The following is an 18,161-nucleotide window of genomic DNA, read 5'->3' as shown; positions in this document are numbered from 1 at the left end:
TTCGTTCGCCCCGAACTTCGAAGGTCTTTAGCCCCCCAGCGCGAATCCCGAGAGAACCGTTTTGGCCCTTGACGCCCCTATGGCTGAGCCTGCGCCCACGCGCCGTTCCAGCCGTCGCCAGGTTGCGGATTCGGTGACCCTGGCAGGCGTTCGAGTGGAGACTTCCTCGATCGAGGTCGTCATGCCGGTCCTCTCTCGTCGCGCTGCACGTGAGCGTCTGCGCTCGGCGATGGCTGAGTCTCAGGTCGTCGTGCCCGATGGGGTCGAACTTCAGAGCATCGAAACCGCCCCTGACAGCGTCGCGGAGGCCGTGTCCGACGGACCTGTCGTCGTCGAATTGACGGCAGCTGCCGAGGCAGGGCGCGAGCCGATCATCGAGATCGTCACGACGTCGGCGGATGCTGATGCGCACGCCGACGCGTTCGTCGCGGCATCCCGCGCCTTCCGTGCGGTGACGGGTGAGCAGCCGGTGGTGACTGAGCCCGCCATGCCGGTCAAGAGCGCGCTTCCCGCCGAGGCGACCGCCGTGCACGTCGCTCCGCGCAGAGGCCGCACGCGACGCAAACTCGTCGCGGCCGGCGCCACGGTGAGCATCATGGGCATCGCCGGTCTGCTCGCCGTCTCCATGACGCTGCCCGCTGAGGCTGTCGCCGCAGCTCAGGGCATTCCCGTCCGGTCGGCGACTTCGCTGGTCGCTGCGTCGGAAGGCCTAGCATCCGATGTCTCTGACGACGAGATCCAGGCGTACGTCGCGTCGTCCGATGTGCGCAACGACGCGATCCAGCGCGCGGAGAGCTTCTCGACGCTCTCGCTCGGCGACCTTGCCGCCGAGCAGGGCATCGCCTACTCGAACTCGGTGTACACGAATGACCCGACGGCGGCGATCCAGTGGCCGTTCGTCGTCGGCGTCGGCATGAGCTACGGGTACGGGATGCGCGACGGACGTCTGCACGAGGGGCTCGACCTCGTGCCAGGTGCCGGTGCGCCGGTGCAGGCGATCGCCGATGGAACGGTGCGCATAGCGACGGAGTCCGGCGGCAACTACGGCGTCACCGTCTACATCGATCACATCATCGACGGCGCGCTCATCACGAGCCACTATTCGCACATGCAGTACGGCTCGCTGCGGGTCGAAGCCGGCGAGACGGTCAAGGTCGGAGACGTCATCGGACAGGTCGGAAACACCGGTCGCTCCTACGGTGCGCACATGCACTTCGAGCTCATCGTCAACGACTCGACGATCGACCCGCTGCCTTGGCTGCAGGAGAACGCCGGACGCAGGTCTTACTGACCTCCTCAGTTTTTGAGAACGCCGAAGAAATGGTATTCTCGTGTGGTTGCCCTCGCGGGTGACAACGCCCCGATAGCTCAGTGGTAGAGCACTTCCATGGTAAGGAAGGGGTCGTCAGTTCAATCCTGACTCGGGGCTCGCAGCATTCGCTTTCATGTTCTTCATGGGCGGGGATGCCGTGCGGCAGGGTAGCTCAGTTGGTGAGAGCGCACGACTCATAATCGTGAGGTCGCGGGTTCAAGCCCCGCTCCTGCTACAGATAAAAACCCCCGGTCGACGGGGGTTTTTGCTTTTGCTGGTGTGGTGCTGTCAGCCCAAAATCGCCGTTCTGCCCACATTTTGCCCACAAACCATTCGGAACCGGTCCGTTTGAGCAGGTCTTTTCTGGTCTATCGCAGACCAGCTTGGGTTGGTTCTTGCCTGTTCCAACTTCCGTCGCCGAAGTGGGCGCTTGCGTCGCGATCGAGCGCTGTTGAGACTGCGTTGAGGTCGTCATCGAACAGGTCTGCGTAGACGTCGAGCGTCATGGCTGCCGAAGCGTGCCCGAGCATCCGTTGCACAGCCTTGACGTTCGCGCCGGCAGAGACGGCGAGGCTGGCTGCTGTGTGTCGAAGATCGTGGGGAGTGATCACAGGGAACGTGGGATCGATCTCCCGCACGTGCTCGAGCGCGGGGGCGAAGCTGCGGCGTCGGAAATTATTGTTGCGTAGGACGGCACCGTCGTGAGATGTAAACACTTGGTCTGTCGGTTGCTTGCCGCTCATGCGAGCTTGGATGGATTCAGTCAGAAACGCGGGGAACCCGACGACGCGTGATCGGTTGGTTTTCGGAGTGCCCCAGACGAGTGCGCCACCGACCTCGCTCACGCTCTGAGTGATCGAGAGTCGTCTTCTCCCGAGATCGACGCTATCGACGGTAAGAGCGGCAAGCTCACCCCATCGAAGCCCGGTATAGGCGAGCGTGGCGATGATGTCTCCGTCTGGTCCTGCGGCACGCACAAGTTCGCGCACTTGTGCGTGGTCGAGATACCCGCGCTTCGCTTTCGTCACCTTCGGGAGCTTGACCTCGGTTGATGGATTTCGGGTCAGCCTTCTGTCGCGTACGGCGAGCGTGAGCATGCTGTTCATGACGTGGAACACTTGCCTCGCGCTTGAAGCCGCTAGCGTTTCGGAGAGCTCGCCGGCCCACACTTGCAAGTCAGTATGGGAGATATCGGCTAAGTGGATCCTGCCCCATCGTGGAAGCACATGGCGGTTCAGGCTGTAGATGTATCCAGAGCGCGTCGTTGGCTTCAAGTGGGCGAGTGTCTGCTGCCAGGTGATGGCCCAGGTGTTGATATCGATTCTTGACCTGCTGGGGGCGATGTAGTCCCCTTGGGACTTCTGGGTCTCGACAGAAGTCAGGTACTCGGCTGCTTCGCGCTTGGTGCGAAATCCGCGCTTGTCCGTCTGTCGATTCTCGGGCGTACGGTATCGGATCCGGTACCGTCGGCCTGAAGTAGTCTCGTACGGCTCGATGCTACCCATCGGCCTGGCGGCCGACGGTGTACGACATGCCTTCCAGGCGCCCTGCGTCGCGGGCCTTTTTGATCCAGTCGGATGCAGTGCGGTGGGGGATGTCGAGTTCCACTTGCACGGCGCGTACGGGCGGGGTACCAGCAAGGGCGGCGGCGCCGTAAAGGATCTCTACGACCTCCATGCGTTCGTCCTTCATGCCGCGTTTCACCGCGGTGGCTGCCATCCATGGCGGGATGATGCGTCCCTCGGTGGAGGTGAGGTCCGCGATCGTCGTCCAGGTGGAGTCTGGTTCGTCGCTCAGGCGCACGGCGATGCAGTTAGGGACGGCGGCCTGCACGATGGCGGCTGATGCGGTGCGCCGTAGCGCCTGGTGGTCGAAGTCCGGTCGGGTTGCGCGGTTGAGGATCGTGGTGACGATGTAGCGCCCCTCGTCCGTGTTGTAGTGCGCCTCGATGGTGGTTTCGACTCCAGCGTCCTCGTCGACCACGGAGGCAACGAACTCAGGGGCAATGCGCAGCGCGGACCCGACGGGCTGTGTGGCGGAGTGCCACGTCATTGCTGTGCCGTCAGGATTCTTCACGTCGACCTTCACCCCCCTAGTTTGCCTTACCGCGCCAGAGATTCACAGAAACCCCTTGACTAAGTGTACGGCTAAGTCGTCTACTTGTGTCAATACGTAGTTTCGATACGCAAGAAGGGTGAAGACGATGTCAACGGTGACCACCATGAAGTCGCCCGACTTAGGGCATGAATTCGTGAAGCCGCAGGAGGTGGCCCGGCTCATCCCGGGGCTCACGGTCAAGAAGCTCGCTGAGTGGCGGTACGAGCGGCGCGGCCCGGACTACTACAAGTTCGGCCGAGTGATTCTCTATGACGTTGAAGAGCTCAAGTCGTGGATCGACGCGTCAGCGATGTCGTCCGGTGACGGCCATGCTCGCTGAACTTGCCATGCCGTCCAACGCGGCTGGCGCTGGAGGCATGAAGATCATCTCGGTCGTGAACCAGAAAGGTGGGATGGGGAAGACGACGGTCGCAATGCAGCTCGCCGCAGCGCTGTCGCGCCGACATCGCGTGCTGGTGGTGGACGTCGATCCTCAGCAGTCCACCGTGTGGTGGGCAGAAAATGCGGAGCGGCACCTGCCGTTCGACTTCGCGGGCAGCCAGCATTCCTCTGTCCTCTCCAGGCTGTCATACCTCGACCGCGAGTACGACGTTGTGATTGTGGATACGCCGGGGAGTTTGGAGGACCCTCACACACTGGAAGTCGTCGTCGATGCGTCGGACTTCGTCATCGTCCCGCTCACCCCTGAGCCGCTCGCCGTCGAACCAACCATGCGGACAATCCAGCGGTTCATCGAGCCGCGCGGAGTCCGCTTCGCGGTCTTGCTCAATCGGATCGATCCGCGAATCCAGGGCCAGCTGGAGGCCTGGAAGGAGCTCCTCGACGTCACGCTCGGGGTGCCGCGCTTCGACGCGTGCCTGCGCCAGTACAAGGCGCAGGCTGATGCGCCGGTGCTGGGGAGCCTCGTCACGACCGTCCGCGACAACCGGAGCACACAGGGCGCTATCTGGGATGTCACGCGGCTCGGGCTTGAGGTGACCGAGCAGCTGAACCCACAGTTGCAGGGAGCGTGGTGAATCATGGGCCAGGTCAACCTGAGTGAGCGTCTCAGCGGGACGCGGGTACGACTCGATCGTCAGCGAAGCCGGACGCCGGAGCCGGTGCCCAAATTTTTGAAGCTCACGCGAAAAGAGACCCGCGTTCGCGACGACCAGTACACGGAGCTGACGACGCTGACCCGGTCGCTCATGCGAGAGCGGACCTCGAGGCGCGATCGCATCACCGAGAACACCCTCATCCGCGTCACCATCGACCTCCTCCTGGCGCATCGGGACCAGCTCCGCGGCTCCGACGAGGACGAACTTCGCCGTTCGGTGACTTCCGGAGTTCCAGACTTCCGAAGTCTGCGAGCTACAGACACAGAAAGTCCGGAAGTCTCGCAGCCTAGGGCTCCAGAAGCTCGGGACTCCCTAAGTAACAGAGTCGCGAAGTCTCGAAGTCCCGGAGAGCGGAACCTCGGAAGCTCTGCGAAGTTCGGGCCAGAGCGGAGGAGCGCATCATGACGCACGTGACGGTGTACTCGAGCGGGCCCTCGTGCCAGCGCTGTCGGCTCACTTGTCAGCGCCTCGACGCGCTGGGCATTCGATACGACCTTGTCGACATCCACGCTGAACACAACGCTGAGATCCGTGCTTTCCTCGTCGACGGACTTGGTTTCCGCGAGGCTCCGGTCATCGAAGCAGGAGATGCGCGCTGGTCGGGCTTCCGCCCCGACCTCATCGACGAGCTAGCTTCTGATCTCGAAATCGGTTGAGACGGACAGGACGGCGGTGTTGAGCAGCACCGCCGGCTGCAAGAGGGTAGTGGACGGCGACCTGGTCCGTTCCGCGCTTTCGCGGCATATCCTCCCTCGCTGACGCTCGGTCCGGTATTCCACGACGCGGCACTCCCCAGCCCACCGCCCACTAGGCATCGGCAGCTATCCGGACGACGCCACAATGCGCGGTCAATTCACCGAGAGATCGAAGGCCGAGACTCCGCGGGTGTGACGGTAGGGGCGGCCACATCGATGACCTCTGGCTGCACCCGCATGCGTTTGAGTGCAGCGAGATCTGTTGCCAGCTTCTGTTGCTGGATCCTCGCGACCTCGGAACCGGGCGGCACGGGCAGCTCCGGCACGACGCGTCGGATCGCCATCTCATGCAGCTCGATGAGGGACTCGATAGCAGGGGTCGGGAGGGTTCGCAGCGACCGTGCGTATTCGGTCATGTGGCGAAGCTCGCTCAACCACTGCGTCGCCTCGAGAGCGCTCATCGCCTCTGATCGTGAAGTGCTCAGCGCGACGGATGCTCCGCTCAGCATCCCAGATTCTGACCGTTCGGCATCGAAAACTGTCACACCGTGCTGGTTGAGCACGGACACGCGCCGGACCAACGGGCTGTCAGCGGCAGCCACGATCAGCGCGGTCACGTCCCGCATGCTCTGCTCGTTCTCTGCAGGGGTGACAAATTCCGCCGGTTGTCCTTCCTGCATGCGGCGTAGACCACGCGACGTGGCGGTGAGCAGGCTTTGATCATCGCGCGCAGCGACAGTGACGACGTGCACGTCATACCCGGAATCGGCAAACCGTCGCGCTACGCCCAGCGCCGTGTCTGGAGTCCGGAACTCGCCCTCAAGAAGCAACGAGTACCCGTTCTCGCGCGTATGGCTGATGCAGGCCTGCAGCCAGGACGCCGCGAGCTGCGACAGCTCCTTCCGACCCGCAGCGGACTGCCGGAACTGCGTGTCCAAGTACCTCGAGTGGAAGGCCTGCAGATCCTCGATCGAGACCGGGACGAGGTCCCCGTCATGCTCGCGCCGCAGCCGCGCGATCGCACGTCCCGTGCCAGCGGCCGGCGCACCCGCCAGAAGCACGAAAGTCGGGGTCTCGCTCGGACGGGCGCCATCGAACAACGACCGCAGGATGACATCCTGCACCCGTCTGGCATCTACTGACTCACCGTCGGTCACGCGACCGCTCCGGGGTCGCTCGAGTCGGCGATCTCCCGGCAGCGAGGTGCGACGCCACCCCGCTGCGGTCAAAGCCGTCCGTGTCGTATATGTCGGACCGCAACTGCCGAATCAGGCCGACCGCCTCGTCGCCGGAGTCATCGGCAGCGGCCATCACCGCGGCGATGGCTGAGCGGAATTCATCGCGCAGGGCGTCGTGAAGCACTGCATCATTGACTCGCCATGGCGAGGGGTATCTTGGCATTTTGCTACTCCTCGTGGGAGCTTACCAACGGCGCAACGATCTGCGCGCCGTGTGACTCGGGTATTGCTTCGGCGGCGGCGGAGGGTACTTAGTTGATGCGAGGGCGGGCAACAGGACTCGCGTAGCATCGGCCGTACCATAGGATCATTTCGAGGCTAGCTGACGAAGGGGTGACAGGAGTGACCGCGACTGTGCCCCATGAGCAGATAATTCTTCAGCTTGGTGACCTACATTTTTGCGAGTTTCAGGCCGCAACCACTGATGTAGATACTCATGACTCATCCACACCGGGCCAACTTGACGCAACGCTCGGATATCCCATTCCGCGCGAGGTGCATCGTGCGATAGTCGACCAGCTTAACGCCTCCCCAGGGGCCATCGTCGCCGTGTGTGGTGACATCACATCGCGTGGTGACCGTGACGGATTCGTCGGCGGCGTTCGCTATCTTGCTGAAGTATTGGGGGACAGCCGTCTAGTCGAAAAGATAGGCCCTGACCGGTTGCACGTGGTTCCGGGCAACCATGATGTCAACTTCAAAGGAGACCAGCCGTTCGTCAGTTTCGAAGACCTGGATCGTTTTGAAGTGCTTGCGCAGATCTGCGTACATGAGGGCTTGGGTGACGTGTTCACAAGAAGCCATCGTGAGACTACGGTCGCCCTGCCTGATGGCGGAGGGGTCAGCGTCGTCAGCGTCAACACTTGTCGTGGTGTGGGCGCGACGAGGCGGGATCTGCCTGCTGGGGCGAAGGACCTAGTACTGGAGGCGGCGCTCAACGAACTAGATGGCTTGGACCTGGATGCGGCGATCGAGCGACACTCCCCAGGCGTGGCCCTAGAAGAGGTCCTTGACGTTCCGCTCCTCCACCCCGATGAACTCCAAGGAATCGCTGCTTGCTGGGGGCATCTGAACGGGACAGTCGTTCCCGTGTTGCTCGCACACCATGGGTTGCTCCCGCAGCATACTCCGCGCCTCAATCCTTATACCGAGATGGCGAACGCGGGTCAAGCTAGGCGACAGCTGACGAAGCTCGGACGCTCGGTGCTCTATCTGCACGGACACATCCATCAGCATGTCGTCGAGATCGTCGATTTTCCGAAGGCCAATGACATTCTGCCTCTGCATGACCGTGCGGTCATCATCGCGGCGCCAGAACTGCGCTCCGGATTCAATAAGATCGCGATCAAGTTCGACGCTCAGGGCCGTCCCCTTGGGATCCGCGTCGAGAAGTACCGAATCAGCCAAGGTGAGCAGACAATATCGCTGGAACCGGACCTAATCGAGGTCTCCTTAGCTCGACGGCCATCGCTCACGGCAGCCCAACGGAACCTTCTTGCATTTGTAGTGCAGAATAGCGCCGCGACCGGCGGTGAGCTAGTGGCAGAGGGGAGCCGGTTCAGTCCGCCAATGCCTGCCGACGAAGTGGAATCCCTGGTCGAGACGCTCTGCTGGACAGGGGTCTTGCGTCGCAACACCGTTCCAGGAACATCTTTCGCGGATGCGGGGTACCTCATTTGACAACTAAGACGCTCGCTCATTTCTTCGACGATCGCTGGGAGCAAGACCGCATCCAGCACTTCTACTACCTGGCGACTCCCGCATATCAACGATTATCCCGCCTAGCCAAACATGTTGTACTAAAAGGACACCGCGGCACGGGCAAGACGACACTTCTTCGTGCTCTCGATTGGCGTGAACGGTTAACCAATTCGCACTTGCGAAGCGCACTCGGTGATGAACCATTCGCTGACCATACCGTGGGTTGTTTCCTGCAGATCAAGCTCCTTCCCGTCGACATGCTCGATATCTGGCTACGTTCGAGCAATGACCAGGTGCGCTACGCAATCATCTCCAGCTATCTGCGCGCCAGCTGGATCGTCGAGATATGTGCCGCTATTCGGGGGCTCAATGACGCACGCCGCTTTGCGTCCTACGGCGAGGAGCTCGCTGATCTGGGCCCAGTCGCTCAAATGGTGTGGGAGTGGGTCCCAAAGGCGCTGAAAGTCGGCCCTGTCACCACCAACGAGACGATCAGCATCGTCGACATCGATAGAATCGCGCGCGGCATTATGCGCTATCTGCGAGACGCCGCTGCTATAGAGTTCCCGAGCCCGGAAGATGCGCTGACGCGTCTAGACCTATTAGATCTTGGTGTTGTTTCATCAAGGGTATTCTCCGCGCTTGCAACATTCGTCTCCAGGCTTGGTGGAGAAGGCCTCTGGACTTTCCGCATTTGCATGGACGAAGGTGAGTTTCTCTCGGAAGACTGGGCAGTTGCGCTCAGAACCCTGATTCGCGAAACCGACTCCCCTGTGTATCTCGCCGTCTCAGTGCTGAACTCGCTCGGGAGCTCCACGCGGGCTGCAGGTGCGTCGCTGTCGATCGATGATCGAGAGATCGTCGATCTCGACGACCGGCCACCGGAGCAAATGGTCGATTTGCTTAATGGCGTGATGCGTGCGCGCCTAGAGCTCGTCGGTGTCGCCCGCCCTCGGTTCGACTTGAAGAGCTTTCTTGGCAATCCGGATCTCGACGAACTATTCGAAATCGCAATCAGCCGCTCGGAGCGGCGCGCGGCCGAGCGCATGCGCCGACGGCCGCGCGGGGGAAGTCCGATCCGGGAACATCTAGAACAAGCTGGCGCAATTCGTGCAAACACGGCGCAGTCGAGACGAGATGAAAGCGTCGGGTACCGCAAGAAAAAGATCGCTGGTTACCTGCACCTTCTGGGTTCGCTAGGAATCGATCGTCCAACGTACGCAGGGTGGCGAATCGCTGTAAACATGGCGGACAACAGCGTTCGCGATTTCGTGCGCTTTCTTCGATACGCGATGGAATTGTGGAGCCGCGATGAGCCTGAGTCGATGACGGATAAGGACGTCGCCAAATTCTTGGCCGCCCCGCGGCTGGATTACAGATTGCAGGACGCGGCCCTCGACAGGCTCGGAAGGCAGAAGCTTGACTCGATGTCCGCAACTCTGGTTGATCATGTTGTAGCGAGTGCGGTCGTGAAGTTGTTTGGGGAAGTTTCGCATAGGAGTGACTTTTACGGCGACAAGCGCATGGGCAGACCCAACGCGAATCGGATCGTTGTCCGCGACCCTGGTCGACCAATTGAGGCGGGCGCTAGCTACGCTACGTTGATTCGCTTGCTCGAGCAGGCCGCCAGCTACGGATACATCTCAGACCTTGAAATAACGGAGGGGCGACTTAGTTGCCGAGTCAACCGCTCGTTCGCGCGACACTTTGGTTTTAGTTATTGGAAGCCTCAGTACGATACGACGCTCACATTTGATTTAGTTGGGCGGGCCATGACGGATTCTGCGGCGGCGCCAAGCAAGTGGCTTTCCTCCGTAGCGACCCAACCATCAGCACGACAGGGTCATCCGACTTTGCCCGGTTTGGGAGAATGGGAAGGAACCAGTCGTGGCTAGTCTGCGATCCGTCAGCCAGGAACTCTCGGTAGAGGCAAATCAAGTCGGCGTGCGTGACGTCGACTTGCTTATCGGGGCAGCAACCTGGGATCGCCGGTGCATGGCTTTGACTGAGATCTCATTGCCTTCCGCGGTTCCGTACGCTCTCTTGCTTCGGTATCAAAACCGGGGGGTATCTGGGCGTGTGGATGAGCACGAAGTCGTGCTCTTCGAAACAATGATGGCCGTAGCTGATAACCCTCCGATTGTTTTGGATGTCGACTCGGCTGACCTCGTCTCAGCGTGGCTGGCCGTTCGTCGTTCGGTCAGCTCGATCTACGAAAGTCTTGGTCGCCCTCTTCGCATCGCGATCGATCTGAATAGCGTGCCTCGTTATGTTGCGCTGAGTTTGCTGGGGTTCGGCGCGCGGACTGGTCTTATAGATACATACTCGGCTGTTTACACCGCCGCGCGCAGGTATGAGACAACCTCTGGCCCTGCCGCCTTCACCGAAGGCACGTGGATACCGCGGGCGATTCCGACCCTGGGGGATGGCGCGTCCCCGAGCGCGCGTTCGGTGATGGTGATCGCTGGGGGCTTCGAAGGCGAGCACACACGCCGCCTCGTCAATGCATTGGAACCTGACAGAGTCTTGGTCGCGCTGTCTACAGGTATCGATGAGCAACACGAGCGCGCCGCACGGCGCGCGAGCGCGGGGGTCGCGGAAGAATACCTCGTTGATAAAGATGGTGTGCTCTACCTTCCCTCGAACGACATGTCCGGATGCCTTGAAGTCCTAGAGCGCGCGCTCGCGCCGATAATCGCCGACCCGGAGGACCCCGCTGCGGTGAGCTTCGTGTTGTGCGGCACGAAGGTAGCTGCGTTGGCGATGGCACTGTATGCTATCGAGCATCCCGTCGCGCAGGTCTATTATTCCGATCCTGAGCGGCGTCTTGAGTCGAGCGCCGCGGAGATCGCATGGTACACGGTAGTCAGGGTGCGCCTGTAGTGGGTCAGTCGTCCGCGACGTGTGTCACGCCGTTGAGGTGGGCCGGAGGCAAACGCAAACTCGTACCACTCCTGAAGCAATTCTTGCCGACGCACATTCCACGCATCGTGGAACCTTTTTTCGGCGGGGGGAGCGTTTCTTTCGGGATCGCGGCGACATCTTCTATGGGCGCTGACACTAATGGCGAGCTCGTAAATTTTTTCGGTCAGTCCGCAACGCACGGCCAAGACATCGTCGCGATTCTCAGAAGCTTGCACGATGACCGCGACACATACTTGCAAGTACGCGACTGGTCGCCGCCGACCGATGTCGAACGCGCGGCTCGATTCGCTTTCCTCAATCGAACCGGTTATTTCGGCTTGTATCGAACCAACCAGAAGGGGCGTTACAACGTGCCGTACGGCGGCGGCGGCCGCCTCAACTTGGACACCTTCGCAAAAGGCATGGGTGAGCTCGAAGAGGTGATGCGACGAGTATCGGTTGAGCACGTGGACTATCTGGATCTGATGGCGCGCGTCACCGGGGGCGACGTTGTATTTCTGGATCCGCCGTATGGTGCATCAGGTGACTATCCCTTTAGGCGATACGGCTCACTGCTTTTCTCTCCGTCCGATCACCGGCGGCTCGCAGCGGAAGCCGAACGCTGTCGGCGGCTAGGGGCTAAAATCTACATCACCCTTCCGACGGATCCATCGCTGCTTCGGCTGTACCAAGGGTGGACCGTTGTGGGCGAAAGGAGACGCGGCAACCAGCTGGTAGAAGTCTGCCTGACGCACGAGCCAACCGGCTGCCGAGACATGGTGTCGTCGGGGCAATGGCGAGTGCCTGCACAGGTCAAGATCGTCGACGAATCTGAGGACGCACCGCTCACCGGTACAGACTTTTAGTCGGGCTCTTTTGGGCGTCGAACCTCCAGTGCACCCGTCGACAGGATCATTCTTCGATTCGAACCCTCGTGTTGTCGAGCTCACCGTACGGGCAGTCATCACCTGGCTGGCGGTGAATGGCTGGATACGGGGGTGGGGCTATGTCGATGAATCAATCCTCTCAGACGGTGAGGGATCTGCTTGGGAATCACAGCAAACCGAGCTTATTCGGCGCGGCAGCTTTGATCGTATTAGCGATGCACGCAGGCACTTTCTGTGAATACTCTGGCGTGATAGGCAAACTCGGCGTACGCTGATGGTGTGCGAGGAGGACTCGAACGTTGGAAACGGGGTACGGGCTCACAGGGAGTCCGGCAGGCGATGGCCTACGCGTTCCGGGGGTCCTGCGACTCACACATGCGCGCTATTGGGGTCGATGCGCTGGAAGCATACAGTCGTGTCGACGGCTCGACTGTCTCGCGGTTCAGCATCGAAGCCGGCGTGACCGCTCGCGACGAGCTGGACGCGCGGCAGCTGACAGAGTGGGTGGACGGGCGTGATCCCGAGACGGGGGAGCGCCGAGGGCGAGAGCTTGCGTCTCCTGCGTCGGATCTGATTCTTGACAGCACGATCAACGCGTGGAAGTCGTTCAGCATCGCCACGCTCTTGCACCCTGAGCTTGAGCGTGCGTACGAGGCATTGCAGGATCGCCTCCGAGACCGGATCATCATGACCTGGGAGCGCGAGCTGAATGCTCGGCGGGGCGCCGGCGGCCGCATCCGGGAGAGGCTCGCGCGACTGGAAGTAGTCGAACTTCAGCATCGTCGATCGCGCGCGCTGGATCCTCACATTCATCGTCACCTGTGGCTGAACGTGCGCGTTCGCGGCATAGACGGCCAGTGGTCGAACGTCGACTCGCGGGTAGCAATGCGGGTGCAGAACATCGTCAATGCCGAGGGAGATCTCGCAGCCCGCACGGACCCAGAGTGGATCGCAGCACTCGCAGCTCACGGTTACGACTTGAATGCGGACGGGGAGATCTCGCAGCTCGCCCATCTCGTCCGTGCGGTGTCGCGTCGGTCGAATCAGATCGAAGCGAACAGGGCCGTGCTGTTCGAACAGTGGAGGGTCAGCCATCCGGGCGAGACTCCGAGTTCGGACGTCGTGCAAATGATTGATCGGCATTCGTGGGCGATCAACCGCCCGGGCAAGCCGAGTGAGGTGGACGAGGACGAATGGTCCGATCTGACGACACAGGAACTGCTGCGTATTGACCCCAAAGTCCTCATCCCGCGTCAGCCGCTGACCATGCCGGGGTCGAGGCTCGACTGGGTGGATCACGACCTCCTCGCGCGGCGGGCGGTGGCGGATGCGGATCAACGATCCCGAGCGAGCAACGGACGATTCAGCGTGCTGGACATCCGCGCTGGTGCCGGTCGTGCAGTAGCGTCGTCGGGAGTAGTCGGCGGCCGTGACCAGCTGCAGTACCTCGTCGACGACGTCACCGCGCGGGCTCTTGCACACACACGAGATCTGATCCCCGATGACCTGGATAAACCGCAACATGTGAAGGCGCTTGTCACGCACGAGTTCGCGCGTCTCAAGGTTGATCTCGGAGCGCGACTCGTCTGCCTGAGTAACGCGCCAATACCGAACTCAGTGAACCCTGGGGTAGATCTAACCGCGGGACGGATGCTCGCGGGTGGCGAACTGGATCCTTCCCAGCGCCTCGCCGCCGGCGTAGTCGCGGGTTTGGATCGGCTCGTGACAGTCACAGGGCCGGCGGGGACGGGGAAAACCACGATGTTGCGCGTTGCGCGCTCGGCGCTAGAAGTGCAGAAGCGGCGCCTGCTGATCGTGGCGCCGACGCGAAAGGCAGCGGCGGTTGCGAGTCGCGAGATCGGTGCAACTGGTACCAGCATCCATGCGCTGCTCGCTGACCACGGCTGGCGGTGGGGGAAGGATGACGCTGGTGCCGATCTGTGGTGGAGACTGTGCCCCGGGCAACGAGACCCTTCCACGGGTAGCACTTATCTGGGTCCGCGACACCACTCCCTCGACCCACGCGTCCGCGTTGTCGTTGACGAGGCGGGGATGCTAGATCTCAACGCTGCTGACGCGCTGACACAACTGGCCATCGAAACGGGAGCTGGTATCGCCCTGGTTGGTGATCCCCACCAGGCGAGCCCTATCGGTCATTCCGGGGCGATGGCTCTTGCCGAACGCCGTGCCGGGCACGCCGTCGAACTGACCGGCGTGCATCGTTTCGAAGACCCGGAGTACGCGGCGCTCACATTGCGGGTACGCTCACCCGCAACCATCTTTGACGCGTTGGATACCGCTGCGACACTTCAAGAACAGAATCATGTGCGACGCGTGGGCGATCTTGATGCTGCGCGCGCGGCGCTCGTCCACGGGTATTTCTACCATCACGATCGCGGCCGGTCGGTCGCGATCGTCACTGCGACGAATGAGGAAGCGTCGTACATCAATGACGCGATTCAACAGGAGCGCGTCATCCGCGGCCAGATCCGTGCGCACCGGATCGCGGTCGGCGGGGAGGAGCAGCGGCTCCTAGAAGGAGACGTTGTCCAGACCCGCCGAAACGACCGCGATGCAGGTGTGGAGAATCGCGCGATTTGGATGGTTACGCGGATCGGCCCCACAGCCTTGGAGCTCCAGCGAATCGACGATGCTGCCGACACAAGAGTTGTGTCCCGAGAGTACGCTGCGGACTACGTTCACTTGGCGTATGCCACGACTGTGCACGGCATCCAGGGGGAGACGACCGACATCTCGCTCGTCGGCCCGGACGTCGATGCATCGGGGCTGTACGTGGGCTTGACCCGCGGTAGACGGCACAACGAAGTCGTCGTCGTTGCCCCCTCCGACGCTGGGGCGACCGAAGAACTCGCAGGAGCGATGATGCGGGGACTCCCCGAACCTGATGTGGAGGACGCCATCCGAGAAGCGCACCGCGACTTGCGCAGGTCGGCACGCGACGAGACCGCTGCACTCGCCAGACCAGAGGTCGCACCTGGCATCTCCACGTCGCCCGACTCGCCCGATCTCACGGACTGGCTCTGTGCTGCTCGAACCGTGTTGCTCACCGCGGATGCTGATGCGGCAGACCGCGAGGCGCGGCACCACGGCCGGGCCCGTCGGTTCGGCGACGAAGAACGTGCTGCACTCGACGGCACCGCGCGGGCACAATTGGAGGAACGGCTACACGCGGCCCTGGCAATCGAAGCGCGCGGCTTGGCGCCATTTCTCGCTGATGACCGGATGTCACGTCTTGAACCAATTGACGAACGAACCCACCACCGCGAGCTGGTCGTCCAGGCGCCAGCATCTCACCAAGGAGGAATCCGATGAAACTCGACGATGCCGATGCGTTGCTGCAGCGGGTCGGAACGATCGCGATTATGTACTACCCGGCACTGCCTGCAGACTCCCCGGGGTATCAGCTCAATGAAGACATCGACTGGTGCCTGGATGATCTCGCCGCAGAGCACGTGAGCGCTGAACTGCGGGATCTGATCGGACGAACCGTGGTTGATCCCACACGTCACAGGGAAGCCTTGACAGCGTTCGTCTACGGCACCGTGGCGGGTACCTCGCCCGCGGAATGATCGCATGTGCCCGACAGAGAATGCGGGAGAGCCAAGGAACTCGCGCAGTCGACTTACGTGGAATCAGAAAAATCCAGAAGCGGCAGCGGAATATCGGCGACGGTACCGTGAAGCGCACCCCGAGGAGATCGCGGCACTACATCGGGCATGGCGAGAACGGAACCCCGAACGGACCCGCGAACTGAACCGTGAGTCCGCAAGACGACAGGCTCATCGACGCCGGCAGCGGCTGAAGCGCAATGCGCACAGCCGACAGTGGTACGCCGAGAACAGAGACATTGCAGTTGAGAGGTCCCGTCGATTTCGGGCGGAGCATCCGGAGAAAGTTCGCGAATACCAGCGCCGGTATAAGGAACGACACCCCCAGCGGTCGCGAAACCAAAGCCGGACGGGCGCGCAACGCTACCGCGATGCGCATGCTGATGAGACCCGAGAACGTCAGCGGTCGGCCGCTGCCGCGCGCCGTAGTCAGAACCCCGACGCGTTCAAGCAGTGGTACGAGAAGAACATCGAGGAACAACGCGCGCGAGGCCGTGAAGCATCGAAGTTGCGAAGCCGACTAAAGAGGCTCGGGTTGCCTCCGCGACGGATCCATCGGGTCTACGCGAACGAGCGTCGGGCACACGACGCAGCGGCGGGACAGTATTTTGCTCGTCGCCGAACGGTCGCCGAGCGGGGCGCTATCGCAGCCGAAGGGGTGGACGAACGCCGGTTGAACCTTCCCCAGATCGTAGCCGTACGTCGGCGGGTTGTGCTGAGGATGCAGTCAACTCCGCTCGAAACCGCGGAAGGTGACCCACTCGTGGGCGACCCCGATGGAACTCTTCCCCCGGAAGTGTTCCAGTGGCGTCGCGCGCGGGACTTGCATGCGTTGAAGGAATCGCACGAGCGGCTGGTGGAGAAGATCAATGCGGAGCGGCCGCAGATTTTCGCGCATCACCGTGGACGGCGTGAAGCGCGACTGCGTGAGGAGATCCGGATGGACTCGATCGCCCGAACAGCGAGGGGCTTGCCGGCGTACGAGATGGATGCCGAGGTCAAGGCCCGACTCGATGACGAGGTCTCATCCGTCATCAACCGCCGCTTGACCGCGCTGCGCGACCACACCGTTGAGCGCGCCAAAGCAATCGCCCAGCGACGCGACGCGGAACGTGATGCTGCTGCGCCGCACAGAGCGCCAGCCGTTGGCTCAGATCCGTACCGGGGGATACGGTAAACGGATCGACTCTCGCACGATGAAGCGGACGGGAGTAGTATCGCTCCCGTCCGCTTCTGTATGGATTCTCAGCGCGCGACACCTGCTCCGGCGTAAGAGGCCGGTGCTGCTACCGGCCCCGAAGCATCTGCTGCGGGGCCGCTAGCTTTTGGGACGCGGTTCACGGTTGCACCTGCGAACTTAAGCGAGGCGCCAACGTTGTCAGCGACGACATCGCGGGTTTCGCGGGTCTGACCGGTTTCCTTATCCGTGTAGCTGCCGAACCGAAGCTCGCCGACCACGATCGCGGAGTCGCCCTTGTGGAGCGAGTCGGTGACGTGTCGGGACTGCTGGTTGAACACGACGACGCGGTGGAAAACCGTGCCGGCGTCTTCCCATCGACCCGTGCTCTCGTTGAGCTTCCTGTCGTTGACGGCCAGGTTGAATCGGGCGTACTCGTTGCCTGATTCGCCTGCGCCGTGTTCGGGGTCGGCAGTGAGGTTTCCCTCCAGCGTCACTGGAATTTTGGTAGTCATCATTTGTTCCTTTCGTCGCGGACGCGGGCGCGTCCTTATTGAGCGTGGGCCTTGTTAGCCCATGCCTCCCATTCCTGCTCATCGGTCGCTTGGGCCCATGAGCGGGGCCTTGTGGGTTTATGCCCGTTGTTGCATCCGCCTCCGTAGGAGCGGTTCAATCGGGGAATCGCGATCGCGAGTCGTTCGTGCCAGCCGATCGGGCCGAAACCGCTGTCGCTGGGATCGAACGCGGCAAGATGGGCGGCGTGCAGGGCAGAGAGTTCTTCGACGAGTGGACCGTGTTGCCACCAGCAATCCGGCACGACGCTGATCGCAATGTTGTAACGGACGGTGAGCCATTCGACCCAGGCGCGCAACGCACGCCAGTGCTCTGTGGCTTCGGCATCCGAGAGCTCTCGCCAGTTGGTGACCGGGCCCCCGATGATCCCTGAGTCGCCCGTGCGCGAGTTTGGGTCGAAGCCGCTGAGCTCCTGCGCGAGCAGCGCGTCGACATCCTCGGGGTCGAATCTGGTCATGATGCGGCATCCATGTTGCGGAGCTTGAGCTGCAGCATCCGTAGCGCGTGGTCGGATGCGTCGGGTCGGGTGCGGTGCAGCGCGAGGACGACGTCGCGATCGATGAGGCGGTGAAGGAGTTCGTGGCAGTGGCGATGCAGCGGGACGAGGTCGGCGTCGTCTTCCCACGCCTGCCAAGTGCCCTGGATAATGCGGACGCCGCGGTAGTCGCGATGGTGCAGCTCAAGCTTGGCCTTCGGGGTCATCACTCCGCATGCCGCGCACGGGACTGTGCCATTCGCACTGTGAGCGCGGAACCAACGATCCCGGCGAGCGAACCAGGCTGGAGAGCGGAGGAACTCTTCCCTATACAGGTTTTTCAGGCCGGTGCGGC

General features: G+C 62.0%; 17 protein-coding genes, 2 tRNA genes and 1 pseudogene. 13 read left to right on the top strand and 7 right to left on the bottom strand.

What is annotated here, in order from left to right; all coding sequences use genetic code 11:
- Positions 1 to 154 precede the first annotated feature (154 nt).
- From IEV67_RS16125 to IEV67_RS16115, 3 genes are all read left to right on the top strand, one after another.
- The gene (locus IEV67_RS16125) at positions 155 to 1,291 is read left to right on the top strand and encodes a M23 family metallopeptidase (RefSeq protein ID WP_229703236.1); all 1,137 of its coding nucleotides are present in this window, start codon (positions 155 to 157) and stop codon (positions 1,289 to 1,291) included.
- Between the two features lie 66 nt (positions 1,292 to 1,357).
- Positions 1,358 to 1,429 (top strand) — tRNA-Thr (locus IEV67_RS16120).
- A 44-nt stretch (positions 1,430 to 1,473) separates the two neighbouring features.
- A tRNA-Met gene (locus IEV67_RS16115) sits at positions 1,474 to 1,547 on the top strand.
- Positions 1,548 to 1,680: 133 nt separating this feature from the next.
- Here the strand turns inward: IEV67_RS16115 and IEV67_RS19035 are convergent.
- The 3 genes and pseudogenes from IEV67_RS19035 to IEV67_RS16105 all read right to left on the bottom strand — a co-directional run bounded on the left by IEV67_RS19035 (position 1,681) and on the right by IEV67_RS16105 (position 3,400).
- Entirely contained in the window at positions 1,681 to 2,418 is a 738-nt protein-coding gene (locus IEV67_RS19035) for a tyrosine-type recombinase/integrase (RefSeq protein ID WP_229703298.1), read from the bottom strand.
- 267 nt (positions 2,419 to 2,685) lie between these two features.
- Positions 2,686 to 2,817: pseudogene (locus tag IEV67_RS19030) on the bottom strand (Arm DNA-binding domain-containing protein); the annotation flags it as partial.
- Entirely contained in the window at positions 2,810 to 3,400 is a 591-nt protein-coding gene (locus IEV67_RS16105; RefSeq protein ID WP_229703234.1) for a hypothetical protein, read from the bottom strand. The gene IEV67_RS16105 and the pseudogene IEV67_RS19030, both read right to left, overlap by 8 nt.
- A gap of 124 nt (positions 3,401 to 3,524) precedes the next feature.
- On the opposite strand from IEV67_RS16105, the gene IEV67_RS16100 reads away from it, so the two are divergent.
- The 3 genes from IEV67_RS16100 (at position 3,525) to IEV67_RS16090 (ending at position 5,183) form a co-directional block, all read left to right on the top strand.
- A complete protein-coding gene (locus IEV67_RS16100) occupies positions 3,525 to 3,749 on the top strand; it encodes a helix-turn-helix domain-containing protein (RefSeq protein ID WP_229703233.1) in 225 nt (74 codons plus the stop codon).
- Positions 3,739 to 4,446 carry an AAA family ATPase gene (locus tag IEV67_RS16095; protein WP_229703231.1) on the top strand — a complete coding sequence of 236 codons (708 nt, stop codon included), beginning with the start codon at positions 3,739 to 3,741 and terminating at the stop codon, positions 4,444 to 4,446. Before IEV67_RS16100 ends, IEV67_RS16095 begins: the two co-directional genes overlap by 11 nt.
- Before the next feature lie 482 nt (positions 4,447 to 4,928).
- Positions 4,929 to 5,183, top strand: a complete 255-nt coding sequence (locus IEV67_RS16090) for a glutaredoxin family protein (RefSeq protein WP_188437613.1) — start codon at positions 4,929 to 4,931, stop codon at positions 5,181 to 5,183.
- A gap of 197 nt (positions 5,184 to 5,380) precedes the next feature.
- Here the strand turns inward: IEV67_RS16090 and IEV67_RS16085 are convergent, their stop codons facing one another.
- A complete protein-coding gene (locus IEV67_RS16085; protein WP_188437611.1) occupies positions 5,381 to 6,379 on the bottom strand; it encodes a zeta toxin family protein in 999 nt (332 codons plus the stop codon).
- 423 nt (positions 6,380 to 6,802) lie between these two features.
- Here IEV67_RS16085 and IEV67_RS16080 point away from each other — a divergent pair, with 423 nt between their 5' ends.
- From IEV67_RS16080 to IEV67_RS16050, 7 genes are all read left to right on the top strand, one after another.
- The gene (locus IEV67_RS16080; RefSeq protein ID WP_188437609.1) at positions 6,803 to 8,140 is read left to right on the top strand and encodes a metallophosphoesterase family protein; all 1,338 of its coding nucleotides are present in this window, start codon (positions 6,803 to 6,805) and stop codon (positions 8,138 to 8,140) included.
- On the top strand, positions 8,137 to 10,056 hold the full coding sequence (locus IEV67_RS16075) for an ORC-CDC6 family AAA ATPase (RefSeq protein ID WP_188437608.1): 1,920 nt from the start codon (positions 8,137 to 8,139) through the stop codon (positions 10,054 to 10,056). Before IEV67_RS16080 ends, IEV67_RS16075 begins: the two co-directional genes overlap by 4 nt.
- Before the next feature lie 184 nt (positions 10,057 to 10,240).
- Positions 10,241 to 11,044, top strand: a complete 804-nt coding sequence (locus IEV67_RS16070; protein WP_188437606.1) for a hypothetical protein — start codon at positions 10,241 to 10,243, stop codon at positions 11,042 to 11,044.
- Positions 11,014 to 11,931, top strand: a complete 918-nt coding sequence (locus tag IEV67_RS16065; protein ID WP_229703229.1) for a DNA adenine methylase — start codon at positions 11,014 to 11,016, stop codon at positions 11,929 to 11,931. Before IEV67_RS16070 ends, IEV67_RS16065 begins: the two co-directional genes overlap by 31 nt.
- Before the next feature lie 360 nt (positions 11,932 to 12,291).
- Positions 12,292 to 15,285 carry an AAA family ATPase gene (locus tag IEV67_RS16060; RefSeq protein ID WP_229703227.1) on the top strand — a complete coding sequence of 998 codons (2,994 nt, stop codon included), beginning with the start codon at positions 12,292 to 12,294 and terminating at the stop codon, positions 15,283 to 15,285.
- Entirely contained in the window at positions 15,282 to 15,542 is a 261-nt protein-coding gene (locus IEV67_RS16055) for a hypothetical protein (protein ID WP_188437600.1), read from the top strand. Before IEV67_RS16060 ends, IEV67_RS16055 begins: the two co-directional genes overlap by 4 nt.
- Positions 15,543 to 16,344: 802 nt before the next feature.
- Positions 16,345 to 16,758: a hypothetical protein gene (locus IEV67_RS16050; protein ID WP_188437598.1), complete on the top strand. Its 414-nt coding sequence runs from the start codon at positions 16,345 to 16,347 to the stop codon at positions 16,756 to 16,758.
- 68 nt (positions 16,759 to 16,826) lie between these two features.
- On the opposite strand, the gene IEV67_RS16045 is transcribed toward IEV67_RS16050, so the two are convergent.
- From IEV67_RS16045 to IEV67_RS16035, 3 genes are read right to left on the bottom strand one after another with little or no spacing between them, the layout of a single operon-like run.
- Positions 16,827 to 17,255 (bottom strand): single-stranded DNA-binding protein, encoded by a 429-nt coding sequence (locus IEV67_RS16045; protein WP_188437596.1) that lies wholly within the window; start codon positions 17,253 to 17,255, stop codon positions 16,827 to 16,829.
- 53 nt (positions 17,256 to 17,308) lie between these two features.
- Entirely contained in the window at positions 17,309 to 17,788 is a 480-nt protein-coding gene (locus IEV67_RS16040) for a hypothetical protein (protein WP_188437595.1), read from the bottom strand.
- Positions 17,785 to 18,033, bottom strand: a complete 249-nt coding sequence (locus tag IEV67_RS16035) for a hypothetical protein (RefSeq protein ID WP_188437593.1) — start codon at positions 18,031 to 18,033, stop codon at positions 17,785 to 17,787. Before IEV67_RS16035 ends, IEV67_RS16040 begins: the two co-directional genes overlap by 4 nt.
- Positions 18,034 to 18,161: the final 128 nt, after the last annotated feature.

Source organism: Microbacterium murale (assembly GCF_014635185.1).
GTDB classification, from domain to species: Bacteria; Actinomycetota; Actinomycetes; order Actinomycetales; family Microbacteriaceae; genus Microbacterium; species Microbacterium murale.
Note: the sequence above shows the minus strand (reverse complement) of the source record. Positions and strands in the feature narration are given on the sequence as shown.

Bases quoted from the DNA above. Each gene is read 5' to 3' on its own strand.
- IEV67_RS19035 (WP_229703298.1), bottom strand. From the start codon at position 2,418: ATGAACAGCATGCTCACGCTCGCCGTACGCGACAGAAGGCTGACCCGA.
- IEV67_RS16095 (WP_229703231.1), top strand. From the start codon at position 3,739: ATGCTCGCTGAACTTGCCATGCCGTCCAACGCGGCTGGCGCTGGAGGC.
- IEV67_RS16090 (WP_188437613.1), top strand. From the start codon at position 4,929: ATGACGCACGTGACGGTGTACTCGAGCGGGCCCTCGTGCCAGCGCTGT.
- IEV67_RS16065 (WP_229703229.1), top strand. From the start codon at position 11,014: ATGGTACACGGTAGTCAGGGTGCGCCTGTAGTGGGTCAGTCGTCCGCG.
- IEV67_RS16060 (WP_229703227.1), top strand. From the start codon at position 12,292: ATGGCCTACGCGTTCCGGGGGTCCTGCGACTCACACATGCGCGCTATT.
- IEV67_RS16055 (WP_188437600.1), top strand. From the start codon at position 15,282: ATGAAACTCGACGATGCCGATGCGTTGCTGCAGCGGGTCGGAACGATC.
- IEV67_RS16040 (WP_188437595.1), bottom strand. From the start codon at position 17,788: ATGACCAGATTCGACCCCGAGGATGTCGACGCGCTGCTCGCGCAGGAG.
- IEV67_RS16035 (WP_188437593.1), bottom strand. From the start codon at position 18,033: ATGACCCCGAAGGCCAAGCTTGAGCTGCACCATCGCGACTACCGCGGC.